We start from the raw sequence: 22,879 nt of genomic DNA, 5'->3' as shown, positions 1-22,879 counted from the left end.
TCGGCGCGAGCCGGTTCGGGCGCTTTCGGCCGGGCCGGCCTTGCGTCGCGGCGAGCATCAGGCTTCGTCCGCGTCGGCCCCTTCCGCTGCGTCGGCCGCTTCCGCGCCGAGCAAGCCGCCTGCCGCGTCGCCCGGCAGCGCCTCGACCTGCTTCAGCTTGCGGTTCATCACGCGCGTGCGCTGCTCGGCGGCTTCGATCGAGCGCGTGACCGTTTCGAGCTGCGACTTGGTGCGCGCGAGCACGTCGCCGAACTTGCCGAACTCCGTCTTCACCGCGCCGAGCACCTGCCACACCTCGCTCGAGCGCTTCTCGATCGCCAGCGTGCGGAACCCCATCTGCAGGCTGTTCAGCAGCGCGGTCAGCGTGGTCGGGCCGGCCACCGTCACGCGGTAGTCGCGCTGCAGCAGGTCGGTCAGCCCCGGACGACGTAGGATCTCCGCGTAAAGCCCTTCGGTCGGCAGGAACAGCAGCGCGAAATCGGTCGTGTGCGGTGGCGCGACGTACTTCTCGGCGATCGTGCGCGCCTCGAGCCGCACGCGCGCCTCGAGCGCGCGCGCCGCGTCTTCGACCGCCACCGCATCCGCGCGCTCCTGCGCATCGATCAGCCGCTCGTAATCCTCGCGCGGGAATTTCGCGTCGATCGGCAGCCACACCGGCGCCGCATCGCGCGCGCCGGCGTCGCGGCCCGGCAGCCGGATCGCGAATTCGACGCGCTCGCTGCTCTTCGGCACCGTCGCGACGTTCTTCGCATACTGGTCGGGCGTCAGCATCTGTTCGAGCAGCGCCTCGAGCTGCACTTCGCCCCAGGTGCCGCGCGTCTTCACGTTGGTCAGCACCTTCTTCAGGTCGCCGACGCCGGCCGCCAGCGTCTGCATCTCGCCGAGGCCGCGATGCACCTGTTCGAGCCGGTCCGACACGAGCTTGAACGATTCGCCGAGCCGCTGCTCGAGCGTCGCGTGCAGCTTCTCATCGACGGTGCGGCGCATTTCCTCGAGCTTCGCCGCGTTGTTCGTCTCGATTTCCTTCAGCCGCTGTTCGAGCGTCGCACGCACCTCGCCGATCCGGCGGTCGTTCGCCTCGGTCAGCTGCGTGAGCTGCCGGTGCAGCGTGTCGCCGAACAGCCGCAGCGCGGCCGTCTGCTCCTCGCGCGCCTGCTGCGCCTGGCGCTGCACGCTCTCGCGCATCGCGTCGAACTGCTGCGCGTTGCCCGCGACGAGCTTGCCGAGCTGCTGCGCGAAGCCCTCGATCTGGTTGTTCTGCACGGTCGCGACGCTCGTCAGCTGCGCGGCGAGCGTTTGCTGAAGCTGCGCGAAACTGCCGGCCAGCTCGGTGCGCGAACCGCGCGCGTTCTCGACGATCTCGCCGCGCAGCTCGCGTTCGAGCCGCTCGACCGCGCGCGCCTGCGCGTGCGCGGCGTCCTCGATCTGGTCGCCGAGCATGGCCGCGTCGTCGTGGCGGCCGCCGCCGCGCACGATCGCGACGATCGCCACCGCCAGCGCGACGGCCAGCACGACGAGCGTCGCCAGCAACAACGTGATCGTCATGCGCGCGGCTTCCCGATCACGTCAGGGTTGATCGGATTCGGCGGCTGCCCCGCGCGCGGCCCTTCGCCCAGCGCGGCGATCAGGTTGTCGGCGGCGAGATTGGCCATCGCGCGACGGGTCTTTTCGGTCGCGCTCGCGATGTGCGGCGTCAGCACGACGTTCGGCACTTCGAGCAGCGCCGGATGCACGGTCGGCTCGCCTTCGTACACGTCGAGGCCGGCCGCGGCGATCGTCCCGTCGCGCAGTGCGACGGCCAGCGCCGCGTCGTCGACGATCCCGCCGCGCGCGATGTTCGTCAGCGTCGCGGTGGGCTTCATCTTCGCGAGTTCGGCCGCGCCGATCGTGTGATGGTTCTCCTTCGTATACGGCAGCACGAGCACGACGTGATCGGCGCGCGCGAGCAGCGCGTCCTTCGACACGTATTCGGCGTTCAGTTCGGCCTCGATCTCCGGCGCGACGCGCGAGCGGTTGTGATAGAGCACCTGCATCCCGAAGCCGCGCGCACGCCGCGCGAGCGCCTGGCCGATGCGGCCCATGCCGATCACGCCGAGCGTCGAGCCGTAGATGTCGCTGCCGAGAAAGCCGTCGTACGCCCACTTCCGCCAGTGACCGGCGCGCAGCCAGTGCTCCGACTCGGCGATCCGGCGCGCGGCCGCCATCATCAGCGCCCAGCCGAAATCGGCCGTCGACTCGTTCAGCACGTCCGGCGTGTTGGTGCCGAGCACGTTCGCCGCGTTGAACGCCGCCATGTCGAAGTTGTTGTAGCCGACCGCCATGTTCGACACGACGCGCAGCCGCGGCGCCGCCGCGAGCGTCGCCGCGCCGACCGGATCGCCCGCCGTCAGCGCGCCGTCCTTGTCGGCCAGGCGCGCGGCGAGCGCGTCGGGTGCGAGGGCATCGCCATTGTTCCAATCGACCTCGAAATACTGCTCGAGCCGCTCGATCACGTCCGGAAAGATCGGACGTGCGACCAGAATCTTCTGCATCGCCATCTCCGCATGCCGCGGACCGCGCCCCGGCGCGCCATGCGCCGCCGGGACCGCCCGCGCGGGTTGAAATTTGTCAGCCTACGCCGTGAAGAAGATCCACGACGTCAGCACGAACACCGGTACCAATACGACGACCGCCCAGCCGAGATACGCGAAAAAGCTCGGCATCCTCACGCCGCGCGACTCCGCGATCGCCTTCACCATGAAGTTCGGCGCGTTGCCGATATAGCTGTTCGCGCCCATGAACACCGCGCCGGCGGAAATCGCCGCGAGCGTCGTCGCGCCGGTCGTCATCAGCGTCTGCGCGTCGCCGCCCGCGAGGTTGAAGAACACCAGGTAGGTCGGCGCGTTGTCGAGGAACGACGACAGCAGGCCCGTCGCCCAGAAGTACATCGCGTCGATCGGCCGGCCGTCCGGCCCGGTGACGAGATGGACGATCTGCGCGAACGCGCCGTCCGCGCCCGCGCGCAGGATCACGATCACCGGCGCGATCGTCACGAAGATCCCCGCGAACAGTTTCGCGACTTCCTCGATCGGCGCCCAGTTGAACGCGTTGCCCTCGCGCGCGGAGCGCGGCGTCAGCGCGAGCGACGCGAGCGTCACGCCGAGCAGCGCGACGTCGCGCACGAGATTCTGCAGCGCGACGTGCGTCCCCCACACGTCGAACGTGATGCCCGGCTTCCAGACGCCGCTCATCAGCACGAGACCGACCACGGCCGCGAGCAGCACGAAGTTGATCTTGCCGTCGATCGACAGCGCGACGCCGTCGGGCGTCGGGTCGAGCGCGGCCGGCCGCTCCTCGCCGCCCTTCCGGTAGAAATACGTGTCGAGCGCGAAGAACAGCGCCAGCAGCACCGCGCAGATGAACAGCATCGGCAGCGCGAGGTGGGTGGTCGTCCAGAAGAAGCTCACGCCGTTCAGGAAGCCGAGGAACAGCGGCGGATCGCCGAGCGGCGACAGCGAGCCGCCCGCGTTCGCGACGAGGAAGATGAAGAAGATCACGACATGCACGACGTGCTTGCGGTTGTCGTTCGCGCGCAGCAGCGGCCGGATCAGCAGCATCGCGGCGCCGGTCGTGCCCATCACGCTCGCGAGCAGCGTGCCGAGCGCGAGGATCGCGGTATTGAGCTTCGGCGTGCCGTGCAGGTTGCCGTTCACGCAGATGCCGCCCGCGACCGTATACAGCGCGGTCAGCAGCACGATGAACGGAATGTATTCCTCGAGCAGCGCGTGCACGAGCGTACCGAACGCGGTGCCCGCGCCGAACGCGAACGCGAACGGCACCAGGAACGCGACCGCCCACGCGGCGGCGATCTTGCCGAAATGGTGATGCCAGAACACCGGCGCGACGAGCGGGAACAGCGCGATGGACAGCAGGATCCCGGCGAACGGGATGCCCCAGAGTGCGGACAGCGTGGCGCCGTCGAGTGTAGCGGCCGATGCGAGCGCGGGAACCGCGCCGAGCGCGGCCCCCGACGCCATGCCCGCCCACGCGGCATGTCGTTTCATGCGGAGTCTTCCTTTGTTGTTGATGAGTGTCGGTGAAGGCGACGCGCGCTTCATGCGCCGCGCACGACGATCGCGTGCACGCGATACGGGCCGTGCGCACCCAGCACGATGGTCTGCTCGATGTCGCCCGTGCGCGACGGGCCGGATACGAAATTGACCGCACGCGGCAATTCGCCGCGCTCCGCGCGGATCAGCGCGAACGCGTCCTCGTGGCCGGCGACGATGCGCGATGCCGGCACGATCGCGATATGCGTTTCCGGCAGCAGGCCCGCGGATGCATAGGTGTCCGGACCGGACAACAGCACGAGCGAGCCGGTTTCCGCGGTCGCGCAAAAGCAACCGGTCAGGCCGACGAGATCGCCGTCGGCGGGCTTGCGGCATTCGACGGACAGCCCCGCGGCCGCCCAGTCCAGCTCGGCCAGCGTGCGCCACGCGACGGCGCGCGTCGGCAAGCCGTGCCCGGCCAGATAGCGGGCGACGGCAGCCGGCACGTCGGCGAGCGCCGCGACTTCGTCGACGGTGGTCGCCATGCGGGCCGCCTCCTGCGCGAATGCGGCGACGAGATCGGCCGGTGCGGGCGGACGCGGCCCCTGCGGATGTCGGGCGAGGTAGTCGGCGACGCCGTCGCGTTCCGCCGCATCCGGCTCGGCCGCGCGGCCCTGCGCCGCACGGATGCGCGCGAGGATGTTGCGACGGGCAGCGGAAGTGTCCATGAAGCGTCCTCGTGACGTTGGCGTTCGATACCCGCGGATTATACCGGCCGCCCCTTGCGTCACGCACTTCCGGCCGAACGGCCGGCGCCTACTTCGACGCGTCGTCGTCCACCGGCTGCGCGATGCCGAACACCTGGCGCAGGTACGCGAGATACGCCTTGTCGTCGCACATGCTCTTGCCCGGCGAATCCGACAGCTTCGCGACCGGCTGGCCGTTGCAGCGAACCATCTTGATCACGATCTGCAGCGGCACGTAGCCGAGGTCGTTGGTCAGGTTCGTGCCGACGCCGAACGCGAGCTTGCAGCGGCCGCGGAACCGTTCGTACAACTGCAGGACCTTCGGGATGTCGAGCGCGTCCGAGAACACCAGCACCTTGGTACGCGGGTCGCAGCGGTTCGCCTCGTAATGGCGGATCATCCGCTCGCCCCACTCGAACGGGTCGCCCGAGTCGTGGCGCGCGCCGTCGAACAGCTTGCAGAAGTACATGTCGAAGTCGTTCAGGAACGCGTCCATCCCGTAGACGTCCGACAGCGCGATCCCGAGATCGCCGCGGTATTCCTTCGCCCACATCTCGAAGCCGTAGGTCTGCGAATCGCGCAGCCGCGGGCCGAGCGCCTGGCAGGCCTGCAGGTATTCGTGCGCCATCGTGCCGAGCGGCGTGAGGCCGTGCTTCATCGCGTAGAACACGTTGCTGGTGCCCGCGAACTGCGGGCCGAGCCCGTCGCGCAGCGTCAGCGCGACCTCCTCGTGCCAGACCTTCGAGAAGCGCCGGCGCGTGCCGTAGTCGGCAATCTTGCAGTCGGCGAATTCGGGTTTCGCGCCGAGCAGCTTGATCTTCTCGCGCATCCGTTCGCGGCCTTCGCGATAGTCGGGCGTGCTCTGCGTGTTGCGGAAATAGACTTCGTTGACGATCGCGAGCACCGGAATCTCGAACAGGATCGTGTGCAGCCACGGGCCCTTGATCTCGATGTCGATCTCGCCGTTGCCCTTCGGCGAAGGCGTGATCGAAATGTACTTCTCGTTCAGGTGGAACAGCGCGAGGAAATCGATGAAGTCGCTCTTGATGAAGCGCATCCGCCGCAGGTAGTCGAGTTCGACGTCGGAGAACCGCAGCGCGCACAGCCCGCGCACCTCGTCGCGGATCTCGTCGATGTACGGCACGAGATCGACGCCGGGCGTGCGGCACTTGAAACGATATTCGACGCTTGCGGCCGGGAAGTGATGCAGGACGACCTGCATCATCGTGAATTTGTAGAGATCCGTGTCGAGCAGCGAAGTGATGATCATGATGACGGCACCGCCAGTAGCGTGACAGGGTCGGCGCACCGCGCGCCGCCCGGCCTGTCGGCCATGTTACCCGAATGCGTGCCCGACCATCGTGAAACCGCCTCCCCCCGTCGCGTCGCACGCGCGCGCCGCGCGCGGCGCCGGCGGTACCGGACACGCTTCCCGGGCGATGTTCCATAAACTAATCACGAAACGGTATAAGCCGGAAAGCCGACCAGCCCATGCGGGTTTTGCGCTTCAGTTACAATGCCGCTTTTGGCGCAAACGCCACCCCATATATACCGACACCGCCAAGCAGGAGCGTTTTAATGACTCACGTTGTGACCGAAGGCTGCATCAAGTGCAAATACACGGATTGCGTGGATGTGTGCCCGGTGGATTGCTTCCGTGAAGGTCCCAACTTTCTCGCCATCGATCCGGACGAGTGCATCGACTGCGCCGTGTGCGTGGCCGAGTGCCCGACCAATGCGATCTATGCCGAAGAAGACGTTCCGGGCGACCAGCAACAGTTCACCGCGCTGAATGCCGAGCTGGCGAAGAACTGGCCGTCGATCACGAAGACGAAGCCGGCGCCGGCCGACGCGGACGAGTGGAAGGACGTGCAGGACAAGCTGCACCTGCTCGAGCGCTGATCGAACGGCGGGCCTGCAAAAAATTTTTTGAGCATCGTCGCTCAAAAGTATTGACAGGTTAGCCAACGCTCCATACAATCTCGTTTCTCTGCTGTTGTTGTTTGTTCCCCGATAGCTCAGTCGGTAGAGCGCCGGACTGTTAATCCGTAGGTCCCTGGTTCGAGCCCAGGTCGGGGAGCCAAAAACACCAAGGCCCGTTGCAGGTAGACGGGTTTTTTAGTGACAACGCAACTGCAGATGTACCGATTTATTCCCCGATAGCTCAGTCGGTAGAGCGCCGGACTGTTAATCCGTAGGTCCCTGGTTCGAGCCCAGGTCGGGGAGCCAGACAGCGAAAGGCCCGTCATTCGACGGGCCTTTTGTTTTTCCGGTGCCGTTCCGCCGCCCGGTGTCGCGCATGCTAGAGTTTCTGTCCCGCATTCGCCTCCGGTTCCGTCGATGAAGCACCGTTTCCTTTCCGCCGCGTCCGCCCTCCTCGTCTCCGCCTTTGCCGCCGCGCCGCTCGCGCATGCGGAGGAAGTCGGCAGCGTCAACACTCATTTCCGCGTGACGGGCTCCGATCGGGTGGTCGTCGAAGCGTACGACGACCCGCTCGTGAGCGGCGTGACCTGCTACGTGTCGCGCGCGCGCACCGGCGGCATCAAGGGCACGCTCGGCGTCGCCGAGGATCCGAGCGAAGCGTCGATCGCGTGCCGCCAGGTCGGCCCGATCAGCTTCAAGGAACCGCTCAAACAGCAGACCGACGTGTTCAGCGAACGCATGTCGTTCATCTTCAAGACGCTGCATGTCGTGCGCGTGGTCGACAAGAAGCGCAACACGCTCGTCTACCTGACCTACAGCGACCGCATCGTCAGCGGCAGCCCGAAAAACTCGGTCACCGCGGTGCCGATGCCGGCCGGCACGACGATTCCGGTCAAGTAAGCCGCGCCTGCGCGCGAGCGATACACTGTCGGTTCGACCGCTCCCGCGCCCGACCATGCCCGCCTCCCGCCTTCGAGACGCCGCCCGCTACTGGCGCACGCCGCTGCTGCCCGACGCGGATCTGCTCACGGCCACCTATCGCGACCATGCGTTCGCGCCGCACTGGCACGACGCGTACACGATTCCCGTGATCCTCGAAGGCGCGGAGCGCTTCACCTATCGCGGCAACGGCTACGTCGCGGAAACGGGCAGCGTGCCCGTAATCAACCCCGGCGAAGTGCACACGGGCTCGCGTGCAGTCGACGAAGGCTGGTGCTATCGCGTCAGCTATGTGCCCGTCGAGTTCATCCGCGCGCTCGCCGACGCGATCGTCGGCCGTCCGCAGGATGCGCCGTGGTTCGCGCCCGGCGTGATCCGCGACGCCGATCTCGCGGCGCGGCTCGCGCTCGCGCACCGGATGATGGAAGCCGGCAGCGAACAGGTGCGGACCTCGCACGCGCACACGGAGCCGACCGACAGCGGGCCGCCGTCCGGCGCGCCGCGCATCTACGATCCGCTCGCCGCCGAAACCGCGATGCTCGACGCGCTGTCGACGCTGATCGTGCGTCATGCGGACGTGCGGCCGCAACCGGCACCGCTCGCGGCCGACGAGCCGCGCGTCGCAGCGATGCGCGAGCGGCTCGCCGCCGATCTCGCCGGCACGGTGACGCTCGCCGACGTCGCGCAGGCGGCCGGATTGTCGCCCTTCCACGCGGCCCGGCTGTTCACGCGCGAGACCGGCATGCCGCCGCATGCCTGGCGCAACCAGTTGCGGCTGCAGCGCGCGCTCGCGCCGCTACGTGCGGGCGCGCCGGTCGCCGAGGTCGCGGCGGCCAGCGGCTTCGTCGACCAGAGCCATTTCACGCGGCACTTCAAGCGGATGTTCGGCGTGCCGCCCGGACGCTGGCAGGCGCGCTGACGCGGCAACGCCGGCGTCACGACCGGCCGTGTCACCGCCCGCTCCGCAGCCCGTGTCGCAGCCCACCTCGCAACCCGCCGCGCAGCCGCTTCGCCCGCCCGCGCCCGACGCCGTCGGCGCCCCGTCGAAACACCGCCACCCCGCCGCAAGAACGTACAAGCCGCCCGCGCGCCCGCCCGCTATCCTTCCGCACATGGAGGAGGCATCTTGAATTCGATACCGCGACCACCCGCGCGGCGCCCGCTCGACGAATGGCTCGACGGCGCGCGCGACACGATTCCGATGATGGTCGGCGCCGCCCCGTTCGGCGTGATCTTCGGCACGCTCGTCGCCGGCGGCCCGCTCGCCGCGTGGCACGGCGTGCTGATGTCGCTCGCCGTGTTCGCGGGCTCCGCGCAGTTCATCGCGCTCGGCCTGATCGCCGGCAGCGCGAGCTTCATCGTCGTGCTCGCGACCACGCTGATCGTGAACCTGCGCCATCTGCTGTACAGCGCGACGCTCGCGCCGTACGTCGCGCACCTGCCGCTGCGCTGGCGCGCGACGCTCGGCGCGCTGATGACCGACGAGGTGTTCGCGGTCGCGTACGCGCACTACCGTCACTTCCCGCCCGGCACGATCGGCCCCCACTACTTCTTCGGCTCGGGGCTCGCGATGTACCTGAACTGGCAGGTCTGGACGCTCGCGGGCATCGGCTTCGGCGCGGCGTTCCCCGGGCTGCAGTCGCTCGGTCTCGACTTTGCGATGGCGGCGACCTTCATCGCGATCGTCGTCCCGCAGCTCGGCACGCTGCGCTATTTCGCGGCTGCCGCGACGGCCGGCACGCTCGCGTACTTCTGGCAGGGCTGGCCGTACAAGCTCGGGCTGCTCGGCGCGGTTGCGGCCGGCGTCGCGGTCGGCGTCGCGCTCACGCTGCTGCATGCGCGCACGCGCGCCGGTTCCCGCACGGAGACGGCATCGTGAGCTACGCGCTGCTGATCCTCGGCATGGCCGTCATCACCTACGCGATCCGCACGACGCTGTTCCTGTTCGGCGAACGGCTGGTCTTCCCGCCGCTCGTGCGGACCGCGCTCGGCTTCGTGCCCGTGACCGTACTGACCGCGATCATCGTGCCGATGGTCGTGTCGCCGCACGGCGGCGCGGCCGAACTGAGCTGGCGCAACCCGCAGCTGATCGGCGGGCTCGCCGCGGTGCTCGTGTCGGCGACGACGCGCCGCCCGCTCGTGACGATCGCGGTCGGGCTCGCGGTGTTCTTCCTGTGGCAGGGCCTCGTGCTGCCGCACTGGCCGGCGGCCTGAGCGCGCCGCACCGGCGCGCGCTCAAGTTTGCGGCCCGCGCGCCGATATAGGGAGAGAAGACCCGCCATCGGCCTCGGCGCGAACCGGCTCGTCGACGCGGCGCCCGGCCCCGGCGCGCCGCCTCGTCCGCCGCGCGCGCAGGCCCGCCATCGAGATGATTCATGGGCCAGATCACCCTATCCCTGAAGGACGACACCGTCGCGTCCCTGCGCAAGGACTACGACGCGTTCGTGCGCGTATCGCTGAAGCTCGACCCGCAGTTCGCGACGCCGTCGTTCGAGGACTTCCTGCGCGCCAAGCTGCTCGACAACATGGTGCCGCTGACCGAGCATGCGGTGCAGCGGATGCTCGAAGGCGGCCAGTACGCGTGGGCGAAGCGCACGCTCGACAAGGAATTCCCGGACGTCGTCGCGATCCTGATGCGGCAGGCCGGCGATTTCGGCTTCGGCTTCGCATCGCGCGCCGAATGGACGCCCGACGAGCTCGCGAAGGCGTGCCGCGACTGGGCGAAGGCGATCGTCGCCGAAGCGCAGGCGGATGCGTCGCTGGTCGACCCGCTCGCCGCGCAGATCAAGAGCGCGGTGCACGACATCCAGACGCTCGAGGAAATGATGCAGACGCCCGCGTGGCGCCTTGCCGAATCGCTGCGGCAGCGGATCTACGAGGCGAAGCTCGCGTGCGAGATGAGCGTGGGCAGCGCCGCGCGCGACAAGCTCGGCGAACTGCGCGGCCTGCTGCGGCTCGGGCTCTCGCACGGCTCGTTCCAGAAACAGGAAGCGCAGCAGATCATGGAATACCTGCGGCTGCTGAAACCCGAGATTTTCGTCGAGGAGCCGTACGACGTGTTCGCGCGGCTCGCCGCGTGGCTGCGCAGCGTGTTCGCGCCGGCCGCGCGTGCGCCGCAGGGCCAGGGATCCGGGCCGCGCCGGCCGTGACCGGCCGCGCGCGCCCATGAAAACGGCCCGGTTCGCGCGCAGGCGAACCGGGCCGTCCGGCAAGCGCCGTCACGACGCGCCGTCCGGGGCGGGCGTCGTGCGGCGTCCGGGCACCGCTTACTGCGTGGCGCCCGTGGCCGATGCGCCGCCCTGCACGCCGGCCGATGCATCGCCGTCCGCCGCCTCGCCAGCCTTCGTCTTCGCCGAACCGGCGTGATGCTTGGCCGACTTCGCGGCATGCTTCGCGTGCTTCTTGGTCGAGTGAACGGCCGACGCAGCCGTATCCTTTGCGCCGTCCGCCGCGGTGCCGACCGCGTCCGTCGCCGTGCCGGCGGCATTGCCCGACGCGTTCGCGCCGGCGCTGCCCTGCGCGCCCGCACCGACGCCCGCCGCAGGCGTCTGCGCCTGCATGCCGGCACCGGCCGAACCCTGCGCCGCCGCGCCCGTCTGTGCGAATGCGGCCGAAGTGGCGAACGCCGTCAGCGCGGCACCGATCAGCATCGTACGAATCTTGGACATGACAATCCTCCTCAAGAAGTTGTGGGCGCGAAGCGCGTCGCTGCGCTCCGTCGCGTCCCCTGCCGCAACACGCAGCAGGTACGCGAACAGACCCGCGGCTCGCACGGCCGGTTCTCGGATTTCTCAGACTGTTACCCACCGTTTCATTTGCTGACGAATCGCTCACAGTCTCTAACAACTGCCCGGCCGCGCTCGCGCGACGGCCCGCGGTGCCGTATGATGCGGGCGATTGCTTCCCTTCCTCGCGCGCGCCGCGCGCGTTCTTCGTCATGCCCAACCTGGATTTCACGCTGACCGGCGACTACGTCGAGCTGCACAGCCTTCTCAAGATCACCGGCCTCGCGGACAGCGGCGGCACCGCGAAAATGATCGTCGCGTCCGGCGCGGTGAAAGTCGACGGCGCGGTCGAGCTGCGCAAGACCTGCAAGATCCGCGCGGGCCAGGTCGTGCTGCTCGGCGACACGCGCATCGCGGTGCACGACGCGTAGCCGCGACCGCAGCCGGCCGCCGCCGCGCATCCCCCTGCGCGCGACGTGGCCATCGACGCAGGTTCGACAGGGTGTCAATAAAGCCGTAAGCTTGCTTTCTCACAAAATAGAACCACAAGCGCGGGCCCGCACCCGCGCGTCCACGCCATGTCGCATTCCGGTCTCACGCGGACGGCCGCCGCGCCGCCGTCCCTGTCCAGTCACGCCGCCGATACCGCTCGCCTCGCCGCGCCACTCGCGATCGCGCAGCTCTCGCAGATGGCGATGAGCGTCACCGACACGGTGCTGCTCGGCTCGCTCGGCCCCGATTCGCTCGCGGCGGGCGGGCTCGGCGCGAACTTCTTCTTCGTCATCGTGACGGTGCTGCAGGGCGTGCTGTCGTCGGTGAGCGTCAGCGTCGCGCACGCGCGCGGCGCGCAGGCCGATCACCGCGTGCCGCACATCTACTGGACCGGTTTCGTGCTGTCGGTGCTGCTCGCGATTCCGGCGATCGTCGCGCTGTCGCTGTCCGAACCGATCCTGCTGATGTTCCACGAGCCGCCGACGCTCGCCCATCATGTCGGCGAGTACACGGGCGTGCTGCGCTTCGCGGCGCTCGGCAGCCTGATCGGCGTCGGGCTGATGCGGGCGTTCCTGCCCGCGATCGGTGCGGCGCGGCGGCTGCTGTGGGTCTCGATCGGCGGGGTCGGCGTCAACGGCGTGCTGAACTACGGGCTGATCCACGGCGCATTCGGGCTGCCGCGCCTCGGCTTCCTCGGTTCGGCGGTCGCGACGACGATCACCATCTGGCTCACCGCGCTCGCGTTGATCTGGCTGCTGCACGGCCGGCAGCGCTTCCGTCACTTCGTGACCGCCGCGCGCCCGAAGCTGCCCGTGATGAGCGAGCTGATCGGCATCGGCTGGCCGGTCGCGATCACGTACGGGGTCGAATCGACGCTGTTTCTCGCCACCGGCCTGACCATCGGCGTGCTCGGCGCGACCTCGCTCGCCGCGCACCAGATCGCGCTGAACGTCGCGTCGGTCGCGTTCATGGTGCCGCTCGCGATCGGCCAGGCCGCCAACGTGCGGGTCGGCTACTGGGTCGGCGCGGGCGCGCCGGTCGCCGCGCGCCATGCGGGCTTCGTCGCGCTGGGGCTCGGCGTCGCGTTCATGTCGCTGTCGGGCCTCGTGCTGATCGTCGCGCCGCATGCGATCGTCGGCCTGTACCTGCATCTCGACGATCCGGCCAACGCGGCCACGGTGTCGCTCGCCGCGTCGCTGCTCGGCATCGCCGCGGTGTTCCAGATCGTCGACGGGATGCAGACCGTCGCGTCCGGCGCGCTGCGCGGGCTGAAAGACACACGCATCCCGATGCTCGCCGCGACCTTCGGCTACTGGGGCATCGGCTTTCCGACCGGCTACTGGCTCGCGTTCCATGCGGGCCTCGGCGCGCGCGGCCTGTGGTGGGGGCTCGCGGCCGGCCTCGCGAGCGTCGCCGTGCTGCTGGCGTGTCGCTTTCATCTGAAGAGCGCGTCGCTTGCCGCAGCGGTGCGCTGAGCCCGACGCGACGCGAAATCGCGACCGGCGCTATGCTTGTCGGTTGAAGCCCGAAGACGCCGCGCGTGCGGCGCGACCGCCCCACGATACGCCCGACGCCGCGCGCCGCGCGGCCTTTCCCCTTTCCAGGAGGAGTGCATCATGAACGAAGCAGTTCGGATGGAACGCGACACGTTCGGCGAAATCGCCGTGCCGGCCGACCGGCTCTGGGGCGCGCAGACCGAGCGCTCGCTGCAGAATTTCCGGATCTCGACCGAGAAGCAGTCGCCCGAGCTGATCCACGCGCTCGCGATCGTCAAGCGCGCGGCGGCCGCCGTGAACCAGTCGCTCGGCGTGCTGGCCGACGACAAGGCTCAGGCGATCATCGCCGCGGCCGACGAGATCATCGCCGGCAAGCATCCGCGCGAGTTCCCGCTCGCCGTCTGGCAGACCGGCTCCGGGACCCAGACCAACATGAACCTCAACGAGGTGATCGCGAACCGCGCCAGCGAACTGATGGGCGGCGAGCGCGGCGAAGCGCGCAAGGTCCATCCGAACGACGACGTGAACCGCGGCCAGTCGTCGAACGACGTGTTCCCGACCGCGATGCACGTCGCGGCCGCGTACGCGATCGTCAACCATCTGCTGCCCGCGCTGCGCACGCTGCGCGCGACGCTCGACGCGAAATCGAAGGCCTTCGCCGATATCGTGAAGATCGGCCGCACGCACCTGCAGGATGCGACGCCGCTCACGCTCGGCCAGGAATTCTCCGGCTACGTCGCGCAGCTCGACCAGGGCATCCGGCACGTCGAATCGGCGCTGCCGCACCTGTACGAGCTCGCGCTCGGCGGGACCGCGGTCGGCACCGGCCTGAACGCGCATCCGGAATTCGCGGTGCGCGTCGCCGACGAGATCGGCCGGCTGACGAAGCTGCCGTTCGCGACCGCGCCGAACAAGTTCGAGGTGATGGCGGCCGCCGACGCGCTGGTATTCGCGCACGGTGCGCTGAAGACCGTCGCGGCGAGCCTGATGAAGATCGCGAACGACGTGCGCTGGCTCGCGAGCGGGCCGCGCTGCGGGCTCGGCGAGCTGTCGATCCCGGAGAACGAGCCGGGCAGCTCGATCATGCCGGGCAAGGTGAACCCGACGCAGTCGGAAGCCGTGACGATGCTGTGCTGCCAGGTGTTCGGCAACGATGTCGCGGTGAACGTCGGCGGCGCGAGCGGCAATTTCGAGCTGAACGTGTTCCGGCCGATGATCGCGCACAACGTGCTGCAGTCGGTGCGGCTGCTCGCGGACGGCGCGCAGAGCTTCAACGATCATTGCGCGGTGGGCATCGAGCCGAACCGTGCGCGCATCGACCTGCTGCTGAACGAATCGCTGATGCTGGTGACGGCGCTCAACCCGCATATCGGCTACGACAAGGCCGCGCAGATCGCGAAGAAGGCGCACAAGGAAGGCACGACGCTGAAGGCCGCCGCGCTCGCGCTCGGCTACCTGACCGACGCGGAATTCGATGCGTGGGTGCGTCCCGAGCAGATGATCGGCACGCGCTGAACCGACGCCCTGACCCGCTGCACGCGTCGGCGGCGAGGTCCGGCGCGCGATACCTGCACGGCAGCGGGGGCGACGCCGCCCCCGAACCGTCAGATCTCGCCCTTCGCGACCTCTTCCGGCTTCATCTCGACGATCTTGTCGAGCGCCGCGCGCACGTCCATCGCATACTTCGCCAGGCGCTTCTCCTCGTCGGTCTGGGGCACGAACGTCGGGACCGGCAGCGGGTTGCCGTTCTCGTCGACCGCGACGAACACGACGAGACAGTCGGTCGTCTGGCGCAACACGCCGCCCTTCGGGTCGCCCGCATGCACGGACACGTGGATGTGCATGCTGGTACGCCCGGTCGCGACGACGCGCGCCTTCAACTCGACCAGGTTGCCGACCAGGATCGGGCGCTGGAAGCGGATGTTGCCGACGCTGACCGTCACGCAATAGCGGCTCGACCAGACTGCCGCGCATGCGTAAGCGACCTCGTCGATCCATTTCATCAGCGCGCCGCCATGCACCTTGCCGCCGAAGTTCACGGACGACGGCTCGGCGAGGAAGCGGAATACGGTTTCGGTGCGGTCGAGGGCGGCCGGCACGGGGGACGGTTGGGACATCTTGTTGGCTCCAGGCGGCATGGGCGCTGTAATCGGCGCATTATACGTTGCGCTGCGGCAACGCGTCGCGGCCCGGCCCCCGCGCGGCGGCCCGGCCCGACAGGCAGGGATCAGCGCCGCACCGTGATGCCCTGGTCGATCGTGCCGTACATCTCGAGGCTGCCGCCCCGCTCGCCGGCGGCACCCGTGCCGCCCTGCGCACAGGCCGCGCAAACGAGCGCGGCCGCCAACAGGCAGAAAAGCGTCTTCATCATCGCATCGTGTCGCGTGCGGCGGCCCCGTGCCGCCGCGTCCGCCCATTCTACGCGCGCCGCGCTACGCGCCCCGCTCGCCGCATGCGCGGCCCCCGCCGGCGCTGCATCCGACATTTCAGCCGAACGCGAAACATCGAATGCGGACAGCGCCTACACTGCTGATCATCCGCCGCGCATGGCGCGGGCCGCAGCTCCGACGAGGCACGACGATGACCGATCAAGACGACCACCACTTTCCGGGCCTCAGCCGCATCGGCGCGCTGATCGCCGACCCGGGGCGCGCCGCGATGCTATGGGCGCTGATGGACGGCAGCGCACGGCCGGCCGGCGAACTGACGATGATCGCCGGGCTGTCGCCGTCCGCGGCGAGCGCGCATCTCGCGCGCCTGACCGAAGGCGGCCTGCTCGCGCTCGACGTGCGCGGCCGGCACCGCTATTACCGGATCGCGTCGGTCGACATCGCGGCGTCGCTCGAGGCGCTTGCGAACGTCGCGCGCGCGGCCGCGCCGCACCGCCCGGTGCCGCCGCCGTCGCGCACGGTGCCGGCCGAGCTGCGCTACGCGCGCACCTGCTACGACCACATGGCCGGCGAACTCGCGGTACGCATCTTCGACGGGCTCACCGCGCGCGGCTGGCTGCAGGCCCACGGCGACGCGATCGAGACCACCGAGCTCGGCACGCAGGCACTCGCGCGCTGGGGCATCGACGTCGCGCAGCAGCGCACGCGCCGACGCCGCTTCGCGTGCGGCTGCCTCGACTGGAGCGAACGCCGCGCCCATCTCGGCGGCGCGCTCGGCGCGGCGCTGCTCGACAGCTTCTGCGAGCACGGCTGGATCGAACGCACCGCACGGCCGCGCGTGCTGCGCGTGACGGTGCCGGGACAGCAGGCTTTCGATGCGTGGCTTACGGCCGCTTGACGCCGGCATTGCACCGGCACGACAACGGGGCGCGCCGGACAGGTTTTGTTACATCGCGAGCCATCCGACTTACAAAACACCGCGCACTGAAACAGGCCGAGCGGATATTGTGAATTCAACGGCACGAATCGACGCGCCGCGATCACGACTACGACGTTCACCATGGCCACCTTGTTCGCGCTGAAACGCATCACCCGCGTCACGTTGCTCGCTGTCGCGGCGTTCGCCGCCTTCCCGCCCGCCTTTGCCCAATCGACGAGTGCCGCGCCCTACGCAGCCGCCGCGCAGCAGCCCGGCGGCGACCCGCCGGGGCGCGTCGCGCGCCTGAACTATCTGTCGGGCGCGGTGACGACCGAGCCGGCCGGCACCGACACGTGGTCGTATGCGGCCGTCAACCGGCCGCTGACGACCGGCGACCAGCTGTGGAACGATGCCGGCGCGCGCTCGGAGCTGCACATCGGTTCGACCGCAGTGCGGCTCGGCGAATCGACGAGCCTGTCGGTGCTGAATCTCGACGATTCGACCACGCAGCTGAAGGTCGGGCTCGGCACCGTGTCGACCCATGTGCGCGCGCTGCCGTCGGGCGGCTCGTACGAAATCGACACGCCGAATCTCGCGCTCGGCATCAACGGGCCCGGCGACTATCGCGTCGACGTCGCGCCGAACGGCGCGAGCACCACGGTCACCGTGCGCAGCGGCAGCGCCACCGTGTACGGCAACAACGGACAGTACCCGCTGTCGCCGGGGCAGCAGGTCGTGTTCACCGGCACCGGCCTGCAGGTCGCGCAGCAGGCGCCCGCCCCTGCCCCCGATGCGCTCGATCGCTGGGCCGACAGCCGCGACGCGGCCGAGGACCGCTCGGTCTCGGCCCGCTACGTGTCGCGCGACATCCCCGGTTACCAGGACCTCGACGCGAACGGCACATGGCGCGAAACGCCGAACTACGGCGAAGTCTGGGTGCCTAACGACACGCCGGCCGACTGGGCACCCTATCACGACGGTCACTGGATCTGGCAGGCGCCGTGGGGCTGGACCTGGGTCGACGATGCGCCGTGGGGCTTCGCGCCGTATCACTACGGTCGCTGGGCGTACGTGGACGACAGCTGGGCATGGGTGCCCGGGCCGATGGCCGTCAGCGAGCCGCCGGTCTACGCGCCGGCGCTCGTCGCGTTCGTCGGCGGTGGCGGCGGTCCCGACTGGAGCGTCGCGCTGACCGTCGGCGGCGTGGCCGCGGCCGGCTGCGCGTGGTTCGCGCTCGGCCCCGGCGAACCGTGGCATCCCGGCTGGGGCGGCTGGAGCCCGCATTACTACGATCGCGTGAACCGCAACATCGTGGTGAACAACGTCACGGTGAACAAGACCGTGAACGTGACGAACATCACCAACATCCACAACACCTATGTGAACTTCCGCGCGCCGCATGCGATCACGGCCGTGCCGGCCACCGCGTTCGTGCACGGCCAGCCCGTCGCGCACTTCTCGCAGCGCGTCGATCCGCAGCAATGGCGCAACGCGCACGTGATGCCGGGCACGCCGGGCATTGCACCAGTGCGCCAGAGCTTTACCGGCGGGCTGCGAACCGCCAGCTACCGGCCGCCTGCGGCGATCGCGCAGCACCCGTTCGTCGCGACGCGCAACCCGGCCGTGCCGCCCGCTTACCGCGACGCGGCCGCCGCGCATCTCGTCCGGCAAGGCGGCCGCGTGCCGGGCGCCGGCGTGCCCGTCGTGAAGACGAGCGTGCCGCCCGACTACACCGCGCGTCCGGTGCGCGTGCCGGGTAACCCGCAGGGCGGCGCGTGGGCGATGCGCAACGTGCAGCTCGTGAATCCGCACGGCCCGGTCGTGCAGCCCGCCCATGCGCCGCGCGAAGGACAGCCGGCGCAGGCCGGCCGCCCGGGCGCGCCGATGCAGGAGGCGCGCGCACCCGTCATGCCGAACGGCGTACGACCGATGAACGGTGAAAGCCCGAACGCGCCGCGCTTCGCGAACGGCGGCGCACCGCAGGCGCCCGGCAGCCCGGCGCCGCATCCGGCGTTCGCGCCCGGCAACGGCGTCCCGCACCCGCCGATCGCGTCCAACGGCCCGTCCGGCATCGGCGCCGCGCACGCCGCGGAAGCGCCGTCGCCGGCATGGATGCAACCGCATACGCCGATGGAACGGCAACGCCCGACGCCGCCGACCGCGCTCCACGGCGCAGGCCAGAACGCCCTGCCGCCGGTGCGCGGCGCGGCGCCGACCGTGCATCCGGACGGCATGCCGGCGGCGCCCGGCGTCCGCGAAGCGGCGCCGCGCGCGCTGCCGCAGCCGCCGATCGACCACACTGCGCAGATCCCGCAGCCGCGACCGCGCCCCGATTTCCAGCCGCCGACGCAGCCGCGGCCGGAGCGCTCCGCCCCGGCCCCGCGACCGAGCCCGGAATTCGCGCAGCCCGCGCCGCATCGCGATGTCGCGCCGTCGCGCGGCAACGAGTTCCGCGCTCCGTCCCCAGCACGCGACATGCCGCGACCGCAGCCGCAGGCGCCGCGTTTCGAGCCGCGGCCCGCGATGCCCGCGCCGCACGTCGAACCGCGTCCGCAGCCGGCACCGCGCATGGAGCCTCGACCGGCGATGCCGGCGCCGCACATGGAACCACGGCCCGCCATGCCGGCCCCCCGCATGGAACCGCGGCCGCAGCCGCAGCCGGCCCCGCATCCGAACAACCCGCCGCCGCACGGCGAAGAACGGCATCGCCAATAAGCGCGGAAACAACGAGGCCCGACCCGGCTTGCACCGGTCGGGCCTTCGTGCTTCGGAATGCGGCCCACGGGCCGCGCGCGGCTCAGACCGCCATCGGCGCGGTCAGCGGCTCATGATGCCGGTAGCCGACCAGCGAGAAATCCGACGGCTCGACGCGCTCGAGCCATTCGGGCGCATAGACGCCCGTCTTCGCATAATCGGGCACACGCTCGGCGATCTCGAGCCGCGGGCTTTCGTACGGCTCGCGCGTGAGCTGCTGCTGCAGCATGTCGAGCTGGTTCTCGTAGATATGCGCGTCGCCGATGAAATACGTGAACCAGCGCGGCGTATAGCCCGTCAGCCGGCCGACGAGCGACAGCAGCGCGGCGCCTTCGGTCAGGTTGAACGGCGTGCCGAGCCCGACGTCGTTGCTGCGGATGTACAGGCACAGCGAGATCTCGCGCTTCGCGGCGTTCGGCAGGAACTGATACAGCAGATGGCAGGCCGGCAGCGCGATCTGGTCGAGCACGGCCGGATTCCATGCATGAAACAGGATGCGCCGGTCGGACGGATTCTCGATGATCGTGTCGAGGCACTGGCGAAGCTGGTCGATCGCCTTGTACAGCAGCACCTTCGGCGCGCCGTCCTCGTCGAAGCGCGTGACGATCCGGAAGCCGCGGCGCGTCGCATCGGCGATCTGCGCGTCCGCGCCCGCGTCGAGCACCTTGTAGCCGGGCCACTGGCGCCATTGCACGCCGTACACGTCGCCGAGATCGTCGACGCCCTGCCGATACGGATTCGCGAGCCACTGCGCGTTCTCGTTCGCGTTCGCGTCCCACACCTTGCAGCCGAGCGCGCGGAAATCGGCCGCGCTGCGCGACGCGCGCAGGAAACCGACCAGTTCGCCGATCGCGGACTTGAACGCGAGCTTCTTCGTCGTCACGGCCGGGAAGCCTTGCTGCAGGTCGAAGCGCAGCATCGCGCCCGGCATGCTGATGGTGCGGATCCCGGTGCGGTTCTCCTGCCAGGTGCCGGTGTCGAGGATGGTGCGAACGAGATCGAGGTACTGTTTCATGCGGGTTCCTTCGGCCGCGAGGGCGGCCGTACCCGCCAATTTTAGCAAGCGTGGCGAGGATGCTCCGGCAACGGCGCCGAAAACCCTGCAAGCGTGTCGCCGCGATCGCGCATGCCGTGCGTGCACATCAGCCGGTACAGCGTGACGCGCGACACGCCCAGCTCGCGCGCCGCGTCGGCGAACCGGCCGCGATGGCGCAGCAGTGCCTGCTCGATCGCCTGCCGCTCGGCCGCCTCGCGCGCCTCGACGAGCGAGACGGGCGCGAGCGTCGCGTAGTCGTTCAGCTCGAGATCGGCCGCGGTGATCATCCGGCCCTCCGACATCACGATCGCGCGCCGCACGCGGTTGATCAGCTCGCGCACGTTGCCCGGCCACGAGTAGCCGTACAGCGCCGCGACCGCATCGGGCGAAAAGCCGCGCAGCCGGCGATGCGCATCGCCCTTGAAGCGCTCGAGCATGTGGCGCGCCAGCACCTCGATGTCCTTGCCGCGCGCGCGCAGCGGCGGCTCCTCGATCTTCAGCACGCACAGCCGGTGAAACAGGTCCTCGCGGAAGCGCCCTGCGCGCAGCGCGGTTTCCATGTCCACGTGCGTCGCGCAGATCACGCGCACGTCGACCGGCACCGACGCATGCGCGCCGAGCCGCTCGATCTTGCCTTCCTGCAGGAAACGCAGCAGGCTTGCCTGGCTCTCGAGCGGCAGGTCGCCGATCTCGTCGAGAAACAGCGTGCCGCCGTTCGCGGCCTCGACGCGCCCGACCTTGCGCTGGTTCGCACCGGTGAACGCGCCGCGCTCGTAGCCGAACAGTTCGGCCTGCAGCAGCGTCGGCGGAATCGCGCCGCAGTTGATTGCGACGAACGGCGCCTGCGCGCGCGACGAACGCTCGTGAATCGCGACGGCCGTCAGTTCCTTGCCCGTACCCGACTCGCCGGAAATGAAGACCGGCGCATCGGTCGTCGCGACGCGGCGGATCGTTCTGAACAGCGCGAGCATCGCCTCGCAGGTGCCGACCATTTCGCCTTCGCCGCGCCCGGCAGCGGCGCTCGCCGGCGGTGCGACCCGCTCGGTCAGCGCGACCATCCCGTGCGCATGGCCGACGGTCTCGACGATGCGCGACGTCTCGTACGGCATCGTCACGTAATCGAAGCAGTAGTCGCGAATCAGGTGGCGCAGCGCCGCATCCTGCAACTGGCCGCGCTGCGTCGCGGCGATCCAGCCGATATGCTGGATGCTCAGGCAGGCTTCCAGTTCGCGCAGATCGGAAGACTTGAAGCCCGACGAAAAATCGAGAAGTCCCGCGGTTGCGACACCCTGCTGCACGACCCGTCGCACGTCGCGCACCGTTCCCGCGAGATCGACGCTCCAGCCGCATTCGTCGAAATGGCCGCGCAACGCGTCGTTCGGTTCGCGCGAATAGTAGATCACATGCCGCTGCTCGGCTCCCATATGCTCACCCCGTTCATCAACCGTCTAACGATTGCCGCGCACGCAAGATCGCGTGCGAAAAGGATCGGATCGGGTCAGCCCGGTTCGTCCGGTGATGCTCGGCAATGACAAGCCTCGCATGGTGGCGCTTATCTCGCGTCCAGTCGTTCTTCTGGTGAAGGCCGCTTCCGTTATAAACGCCGAACAAGACAAGCCCGTTTCAGCGTATGCGGCGAGTGATCGCTCAGGAGGTCGATGCATGTCAATCGTCTGCACATAGCACGGGTGCAGCGCCGCTAACCTTGCCTCGACACACGCGACGATTTTCATCCTTGCGGCGTGGCCGTTGAATCAGCAGTATTCCCGACCCCCGTCGTTTCATGCCTGAAACATTTTCCGGCGTTTTCCAGCGTAATTCACAACGCGCATGCGCGAATCGCAGCCGCGACAACGCTCGCGCCCCGATGGCATGCATTTCGCTGATAGCGGAGGCATCGGAGAGGCGACCATGCGAACCCATCCTTTACTTTCTTTCGTATCGCTCGCGATTGTGCTCGCGGCGGCCTGTCTGCCCGCATCGGCGCGCGCGGACGATACCCTGCCGCCGAAGCAGGGCGTGATGCTTGCGTCCGACATGTCGGACATCCCGCACGACGGATTCGGCATCGTGACCGTGTCGGCGCCGCGCGCGCTGCCGGCCGGCAAGACATCGGTGACGCTGTGGGACGAAATCACGCCGCCGATGCCGCTGCCGGTCCCCGTACCGATTCCGCAACCGTCCGACGTGCAGCACGCGATGCAGGGCAATACGGAGAACGGCATGCGTCAGTGAGCGCCCATTCGATCAGGATTGCAGATCGAATCGATGCGAGCCGCACGCGGCCCGTCGATCGCACTGCCATCCGGAACGGTTTGGTGCCCCGTCCCCCGGCGGGCACTTCTTTTATCCGGCCGGTCGTCGTCGCGACGACCGGCGGCAATACCGGGCGCGCGCCGCCGTTCCGGTAGAATCGGCGCCATTCCGGCTC

22 protein-coding genes and 2 tRNA genes are annotated in these 22,879 nt (G+C 69.3%); 14 read left to right on the top strand and 10 right to left on the bottom strand.

The window, feature by feature from the left end:
- Positions 1-57: 57 nt before the first annotated feature.
- From rmuC to pncB, 5 genes are all read right to left on the bottom strand, one after another.
- Positions 58-1,545, bottom strand: a complete 1,488-nt coding sequence (rmuC, locus tag WS57_RS23130) for a DNA recombination protein RmuC (RefSeq protein WP_059605535.1) — start codon at positions 1,543-1,545, stop codon at positions 58-60.
- The gene (locus WS57_RS23125) at positions 1,542-2,531 is read right to left on the bottom strand and encodes a 2-hydroxyacid dehydrogenase (protein ID WP_059515477.1); all 990 of its coding nucleotides are present in this window, start codon (positions 2,529-2,531) and stop codon (positions 1,542-1,544) included. Before WS57_RS23125 ends, rmuC begins: the two co-directional genes overlap by 4 nt.
- Before the next feature lie 81 nt (positions 2,532-2,612).
- Positions 2,613-4,043, bottom strand: coding sequence for a sodium:proton antiporter (locus tag WS57_RS23120; RefSeq protein ID WP_009688969.1), 1,431 nt, complete (start codon positions 4,041-4,043; stop codon positions 2,613-2,615).
- 50 nt (positions 4,044-4,093) lie between these two features.
- Entirely contained in the window at positions 4,094-4,756 is a 663-nt protein-coding gene (locus WS57_RS23115) for a LutC/YkgG family protein (protein WP_059481562.1), read from the bottom strand.
- Between the two features lie 88 nt (positions 4,757-4,844).
- Positions 4,845-6,044 (bottom strand): nicotinate phosphoribosyltransferase, encoded by a 1,200-nt coding sequence (gene pncB, locus WS57_RS23110; RefSeq protein ID WP_009688971.1) that lies wholly within the window; start codon positions 6,042-6,044, stop codon positions 4,845-4,847.
- 308 nt (positions 6,045-6,352) lie between these two features.
- On the opposite strand from pncB, the gene fdxA reads away from it, so the two are divergent.
- The 8 genes from fdxA (at position 6,353) to WS57_RS23070 (ending at position 10,785) form a co-directional block, all read left to right on the top strand.
- Complete coding sequence (gene fdxA, locus WS57_RS23105; RefSeq protein ID WP_009688972.1) at positions 6,353-6,676, top strand: ferredoxin FdxA; 324 nt, start codon at positions 6,353-6,355, stop codon at positions 6,674-6,676.
- 105 nt (positions 6,677-6,781) lie between these two features.
- Positions 6,782-6,857: transfer RNA gene (locus WS57_RS23100), tRNA-Asn, on the top strand.
- Positions 6,858-6,927: 70 nt separating this feature from the next.
- Positions 6,928-7,003, top strand: a tRNA-Asn gene (locus WS57_RS23095).
- Positions 7,004-7,114: 111 nt separating this feature from the next.
- A complete protein-coding gene (locus tag WS57_RS23090; RefSeq protein WP_009688973.1) occupies positions 7,115-7,597 on the top strand; it encodes a CreA family protein in 483 nt (160 codons plus the stop codon).
- Between the two features lie 55 nt (positions 7,598-7,652).
- The gene (locus WS57_RS23085) at positions 7,653-8,555 is read left to right on the top strand and encodes an AraC family transcriptional regulator (RefSeq protein ID WP_069244894.1); all 903 of its coding nucleotides are present in this window, start codon (positions 7,653-7,655) and stop codon (positions 8,553-8,555) included.
- 282 nt (positions 8,556-8,837) lie between these two features.
- Positions 8,838-9,515, top strand: a complete 678-nt coding sequence (locus WS57_RS23080; RefSeq protein WP_419468991.1) for an AzlC family ABC transporter permease — start codon at positions 8,838-8,840, stop codon at positions 9,513-9,515.
- Entirely contained in the window at positions 9,512-9,850 is a 339-nt protein-coding gene (locus tag WS57_RS23075; protein ID WP_069244893.1) for an AzlD domain-containing protein, read from the top strand. Before WS57_RS23080 ends, WS57_RS23075 begins: the two co-directional genes overlap by 4 nt.
- Before the next feature lie 161 nt (positions 9,851-10,011).
- Entirely contained in the window at positions 10,012-10,785 is a 774-nt protein-coding gene (locus WS57_RS23070) for a DUF4088 family protein (protein WP_009689168.1), read from the top strand.
- Positions 10,786-10,902: 117 nt separating this feature from the next.
- On the opposite strand, the gene WS57_RS23065 is transcribed toward WS57_RS23070, so the two are convergent.
- Positions 10,903-11,304 (bottom strand): hypothetical protein, encoded by a 402-nt coding sequence (locus tag WS57_RS23065; RefSeq protein WP_040126929.1) that lies wholly within the window; start codon positions 11,302-11,304, stop codon positions 10,903-10,905.
- 269 nt (positions 11,305-11,573) lie between these two features.
- Between WS57_RS23065 and WS57_RS23060 the strand changes: the two genes are divergently transcribed.
- The 3 genes from WS57_RS23060 (at position 11,574) to fumC (ending at position 14,864) form a co-directional block, all read left to right on the top strand.
- Positions 11,574-11,792, top strand: a complete 219-nt coding sequence (locus WS57_RS23060; protein ID WP_009694644.1) for an RNA-binding S4 domain-containing protein — start codon at positions 11,574-11,576, stop codon at positions 11,790-11,792.
- 147 nt (positions 11,793-11,939) lie between these two features.
- A complete protein-coding gene (norM, locus tag WS57_RS23055; protein ID WP_009694643.1) occupies positions 11,940-13,328 on the top strand; it encodes a multidrug efflux MATE transporter NorM in 1,389 nt (462 codons plus the stop codon).
- A gap of 141 nt (positions 13,329-13,469) precedes the next feature.
- Positions 13,470-14,864 (top strand): class II fumarate hydratase, encoded by a 1,395-nt coding sequence (gene fumC, locus WS57_RS23050; RefSeq protein ID WP_059515414.1) that lies wholly within the window; start codon positions 13,470-13,472, stop codon positions 14,862-14,864.
- An 89-nt stretch (positions 14,865-14,953) separates the two neighbouring features.
- Here the strand turns inward: fumC and WS57_RS23045 are convergent, their stop codons facing one another.
- Positions 14,954-15,466: an acyl-CoA thioesterase gene (locus tag WS57_RS23045; RefSeq protein ID WP_009694641.1), complete on the bottom strand. Its 513-nt coding sequence runs from the start codon at positions 15,464-15,466 to the stop codon at positions 14,954-14,956.
- Positions 15,467-15,576: 110 nt separating this feature from the next.
- A complete protein-coding gene (locus WS57_RS37685; RefSeq protein WP_167361737.1) occupies positions 15,577-15,717 on the bottom strand; it encodes a hypothetical protein in 141 nt (46 codons plus the stop codon).
- Positions 15,718-15,929: 212 nt separating this feature from the next.
- Between WS57_RS37685 and WS57_RS23035 the strand changes: the two genes are divergently transcribed.
- On the top strand, positions 15,930-16,637 hold the full coding sequence (locus WS57_RS23035; RefSeq protein ID WP_040128777.1) for an ArsR/SmtB family transcription factor: 708 nt from the start codon (positions 15,930-15,932) through the stop codon (positions 16,635-16,637).
- Between the two features lie 162 nt (positions 16,638-16,799).
- Complete coding sequence (locus WS57_RS23030; RefSeq protein WP_069244892.1) at positions 16,800-19,373, top strand: DUF6600 domain-containing protein; 2,574 nt, start codon at positions 16,800-16,802, stop codon at positions 19,371-19,373.
- An 82-nt stretch (positions 19,374-19,455) separates the two neighbouring features.
- Here WS57_RS23030 and WS57_RS23025 read toward each other — a convergent pair whose 3' ends face one another.
- Both WS57_RS23025 and WS57_RS23020 read right to left on the bottom strand, forming a co-directional pair.
- Complete coding sequence (locus WS57_RS23025; RefSeq protein WP_009692266.1) at positions 19,456-20,427, bottom strand: thymidylate synthase; 972 nt, start codon at positions 20,425-20,427, stop codon at positions 19,456-19,458.
- 41 nt (positions 20,428-20,468) lie between these two features.
- A complete protein-coding gene (locus WS57_RS23020; RefSeq protein ID WP_059515408.1) occupies positions 20,469-21,872 on the bottom strand; it encodes a sigma-54 dependent transcriptional regulator in 1,404 nt (467 codons plus the stop codon).
- A 487-nt stretch (positions 21,873-22,359) separates the two neighbouring features.
- On the opposite strand from WS57_RS23020, the gene WS57_RS23015 reads away from it, so the two are divergent.
- Positions 22,360-22,683, top strand: a complete 324-nt coding sequence (locus tag WS57_RS23015; RefSeq protein WP_059515406.1) for a hypothetical protein — start codon at positions 22,360-22,362, stop codon at positions 22,681-22,683.
- Positions 22,684-22,879 lie beyond the last annotated feature (196 nt).

Source organism: Burkholderia pseudomultivorans (assembly GCF_001718415.1).
GTDB lineage: Bacteria > Pseudomonadota > Gammaproteobacteria > Burkholderiales > Burkholderiaceae > Burkholderia > Burkholderia pseudomultivorans_A.
Note: the sequence above shows the minus strand (reverse complement) of the source record. Positions and strands in the feature narration are given on the sequence as shown.

Coding starts and splice junctions, on each gene's coding strand:
- WS57_RS23020 (WP_059515408.1), bottom strand. CDS start 21,872: ATGGGAGCCGAGCAGCGGCATGTGATCTACTATTCGCGCGAACCGAAC.
- norM (WP_009694643.1), top strand. CDS start 11,940: ATGTCGCATTCCGGTCTCACGCGGACGGCCGCCGCGCCGCCGTCCCTG.
- pncB (WP_009688971.1), bottom strand. CDS start 6,044: ATGATCATCACTTCGCTGCTCGACACGGATCTCTACAAATTCACGATG.
- WS57_RS23065 (WP_040126929.1), bottom strand. CDS start 11,304: ATGTCCAAGATTCGTACGATGCTGATCGGTGCCGCGCTGACGGCGTTC.
- fumC (WP_059515414.1), top strand. CDS start 13,470: ATGAACGAAGCAGTTCGGATGGAACGCGACACGTTCGGCGAAATCGCC.
- WS57_RS23080 (WP_419468991.1), top strand. CDS start 8,838: ATGATGGTCGGCGCCGCCCCGTTCGGCGTGATCTTCGGCACGCTCGTC.
- WS57_RS23090 (WP_009688973.1), top strand. CDS start 7,115: ATGAAGCACCGTTTCCTTTCCGCCGCGTCCGCCCTCCTCGTCTCCGCC.
- WS57_RS23025 (WP_009692266.1), bottom strand. CDS start 20,427: ATGAAACAGTACCTCGATCTCGTTCGCACCATCCTCGACACCGGCACC.
- WS57_RS23085 (WP_069244894.1), top strand. CDS start 7,653: ATGCCCGCCTCCCGCCTTCGAGACGCCGCCCGCTACTGGCGCACGCCG.
- WS57_RS23125 (WP_059515477.1), bottom strand. CDS start 2,531: ATGCAGAAGATTCTGGTCGCACGTCCGATCTTTCCGGACGTGATCGAG.
- WS57_RS23045 (WP_009694641.1), bottom strand. CDS start 15,466: ATGTCCCAACCGTCCCCCGTGCCGGCCGCCCTCGACCGCACCGAAACC.
- WS57_RS23120 (WP_009688969.1), bottom strand. CDS start 4,043: ATGAAACGACATGCCGCGTGGGCGGGCATGGCGTCGGGGGCCGCGCTC.
- WS57_RS23060 (WP_009694644.1), top strand. CDS start 11,574: ATGCCCAACCTGGATTTCACGCTGACCGGCGACTACGTCGAGCTGCAC.
- fdxA (WP_009688972.1), top strand. CDS start 6,353: ATGACTCACGTTGTGACCGAAGGCTGCATCAAGTGCAAATACACGGAT.
- WS57_RS37685 (WP_167361737.1), bottom strand. CDS start 15,717: ATGAAGACGCTTTTCTGCCTGTTGGCGGCCGCGCTCGTTTGCGCGGCC.
- WS57_RS23070 (WP_009689168.1), top strand. CDS start 10,012: ATGGGCCAGATCACCCTATCCCTGAAGGACGACACCGTCGCGTCCCTG.
- WS57_RS23035 (WP_040128777.1), top strand. CDS start 15,930: ATGACCGATCAAGACGACCACCACTTTCCGGGCCTCAGCCGCATCGGC.
- rmuC (WP_059605535.1), bottom strand. CDS start 1,545: ATGACGATCACGTTGTTGCTGGCGACGCTCGTCGTGCTGGCCGTCGCG.
- WS57_RS23015 (WP_059515406.1), top strand. CDS start 22,360: ATGCGAACCCATCCTTTACTTTCTTTCGTATCGCTCGCGATTGTGCTC.
- WS57_RS23115 (WP_059481562.1), bottom strand. CDS start 4,756: ATGGACACTTCCGCTGCCCGTCGCAACATCCTCGCGCGCATCCGTGCG.
- WS57_RS23030 (WP_069244892.1), top strand. CDS start 16,800: ATGGCCACCTTGTTCGCGCTGAAACGCATCACCCGCGTCACGTTGCTC.